The organism is Furfurilactobacillus sp. W61-4 (genome assembly GCF_057545565.1).
In genome coordinates, this window is record NZ_BAAJNZ010000011.1 from 1 (window position 1) to 3,210 (window position 3,210).

Sequence of the window (3,210 nt, forward strand, 5' to 3'; positions counted from 1 at the left end):
CCTACCCTCGCAGGGAGCGATCCCCCAACTACTCTTGGCGCGACGAAGCTTAACTTCCGTGTTCGGCATGGGAACGGGTGTATCCTTCGTGCCATCATCACCACACTCTGAGGGTTACCCACTCAAAACTGAATCTGATTCTTTTTATCTTAACCGGACCACCACTTCGTGGTTAAGTCCTCGACCGATTAGTACTAGTCCGCTCCATGTGTCGCCACACTTCCACTTCTAGCCTATCTACCTCATCATCTCTGAGGGGTCTTACTTCCATATAGGAATGGGAAATCTCATCTCGAGGCGAGTTTCACACTTAGATGCTTTCAGCGTTTATCTCATCCATACATAGCTACCCAGCGATGCGCCTGGCGGCACAACTGGTACACCAGCGGTATGTCCATCCCGGTCCTCTCGTACTAAGGACAGCTCCTCTCAAATTTCCTGCGCCCGCGACGGATAGGGACCGAACTGTCTCACGACGTTCTGAACCCAGCTCGCGTACCGCTTTAATGGGCGAACAGCCCAACCCTTGGGACCGACTACAGCCCCAGGATGCGATGAGCCGACATCGAGGTGCCAAACCTCCCCGTCGATGTGGACTCTTGGGGGAGATGAGCCTGTTATCCCCAGGGTAGCTTTTATCCGTTGAGCGATGGCCCTTCCATACGGTACCACCGGATCACTAAGCCCGACTTTCGTCCCTGCTCGACCTGTCTGTCTCACAGTCAAGCTCCCTTGTGCCTTTACACTCTACAAATGATTTCCAACCATTTTGAGGGAACCTTTGGGCGCCTCCGTTACCTTTTAGGAGGCGACCGCCCCAGTCAAACTGCCCACCTGACACTGTCTCCCGCCACGCTAAGTGGCGCGGGTTAGAGTGGCCGTATAACAAGGGTAGTATCCCACCAACGCCTCCTTCGAGACTAGCGTCCCGAGCTCTACGGCTCCTACCTATCCTGTACAAGTTATACAGACACCCAATATCAAGCTACAGTAAAGCTCCATGGGGTCTTTCCGTCCTGTCGCGGGTAACCCGCATCTTCACGGGTAATATAATTTCACCGAGTCTCTCGTTGAGACAGTGCCCAGATCGTTACGCCTTTCATGCGGGTCGGAACTTACCCGACAAGGAATTTCGCTACCTTAGGACCGTTATAGTTACGGCCGCCGTTCACTGGGGCTTCAATTCTGAGCTTCGCTTACGCTAACCCATCCTTTTAACCTTCCAGCACTGGGCAGGCGTCAGCCCCTATACGTCATCTTACGATTTTGCAGAAACCTGTGTTTTTGATAAACAGTCGCCTGGGCCTTTTCACTGCGGCTGCACTTGCGTGCAGCACCCCTTATTCCGAAGTTACGGGGTCATTTTGCCGAGTTCCTTAACGAGAGTTCGCTCGCTCACCTGAGGATACTCTCCTCGACTACCTGTGTCGGTTTGCGGTACGGGTAATTAAACGCTCACTAGAAGCTTTTCTCGGCAGCGTGACATCAACGACTTCCCTACTAAATTCGGTCCTCATCACAGCTTAGTGTTATGCTCATAAGCATTTAACTCATGAACCACCTCACTGCTTGACCAGACATTTCCATCCGTCTGGATCGTTTAGCCTTCTGCGTCCCTCCATTGTTCAAACACGTTTAACTAGTACAGGAATCTCAACCTGTTAGCCATCGACTACGCCTCTCGGCCTCGCCTTAGGTCCCGACTAACCCTGGGTGGACGAGCCTTCCCCAGGAAACCTTAGTCATTCGGTGGATCAGATTCTCACTGATCTTTCGCTACTCATACCGGCATTCTCACTTCTATGCGCTCCACCAGTCCTCACGGTCTGACTTCTCCGCCCATAGAACGCTCTCCTATCGCGCCACTTACGTGGCACCCACAGTTTCGGTAATGTGCTTAGCCCCGGTACATTTTCGGCGCAGAATCACTCGACTAGTGAGCTATTACGCACTCTTTAAATGGTGGCTGCTTCTGAGCCAACATCCTAGTTGTCTGTGCAACTCCACATCCTTTTCCACTTAGCACATATTTTGGGACCTTAACTGGTGATCTGGGCTGTTCCCCTTTCGACGGTGGATCTTATCACTCATCGTCTGACTCCCGGATAACACATCAATGGCATTCGGAGTTTATCTGAATTCAGTAACCCATGACGGGCCCCTAGTTCAAACAGTGCTCTACCTCCATGATGCTCTAATCCGAGGCTAGCCCTAAAGCTATTTCGGAGAGAACCAGCTATCTCCAAGTTCGTTTGGAATTTCACCGCTACCCACACGTCATCCCAGCCTTTTTCAACAGACACGGGTTCGGTCCTCCGGTGCGTATTACCGCACTTTCAACCTGCACATGGGTAGGTCACCTGGTTTCGGGTCTACTTCAACATACTTAATCGCCCATTTCAGACTCGCTTTCGCTACGGCTCCGGTCTTTCCACCTTAACCTTGCATGCTAACGTAACTCGCCGGTTCATTCTACAAAAGGCACGCTATCACCCATTAACGGGCTCTAACTACTTGTAGGCACACGGTTTCAGGAACTATTTCACTCCCCTTCCGGGGTGCTTTTCACCTTTCCCTCACGGTACTGGTTCACTATCGGTCACTAGGGAGTATTTAGCCTTACGGGATGGTCCCCGCAAATTCCGACGGAATTTCACGTGCTCCGCCGTACTCAGGATCCTGAACTGAGGGACTTTGATTTCGTCTACGTGGCTCTCACACCCTATGGCGACGCTTCCCAACGTCTTCGACTATCAAGGTCCTTGGTAACTCAAATGTTCAGTCCTACAACCCCAAACTGCAAGCAGTTTGGTTTGGGCTCTTCCCCGTTCGCTCGCCGCTACTTAGGGAATCGATTTTTCTTTCTCTTCCTGTTGCTAATGAGATGTTTCAGTTCACAACGTCTACCTTCAACTAGAGTATGTATTCCCCTAGTGATAACCAGCGGTTAAACTGGCTGGGTTCCCCCATTCGGAAATCTCCGGATCAAAGCTTACTTACAGCTCCCCGAAGCATATCGGTGTTAGTCCCGTCCTTCATCGGCTCCTAGTGCCAAGGCATCCACCGTGCGCCCTTGTTAACTTAACCTAACAGTTCTTAAGAACTGCGGTTATGAGTTTAGCGAATAACAATTACTTGTTAAAAAACTCAAAAAACGCGGTGTTCTCGGTTTTTAATAAAAAGAATCATGATTCAGTTTTCAATGTGCAA

2 rRNA genes are annotated in these 3,210 nt (G+C 50.8%); both read right to left on the reverse strand.

The features are described from left to right. A 5S ribosomal RNA gene (gene rrf, locus AC27FN_RS09860) occupies positions 1-105 on the reverse strand; the annotation flags it as partial. 63 nt (positions 106-168) lie between these two features. Continuing rightward, positions 169-3,087 (reverse strand): 23S ribosomal RNA (locus tag AC27FN_RS09865). Between the last annotated feature and the right edge of the window lie 123 nt (positions 3,088-3,210).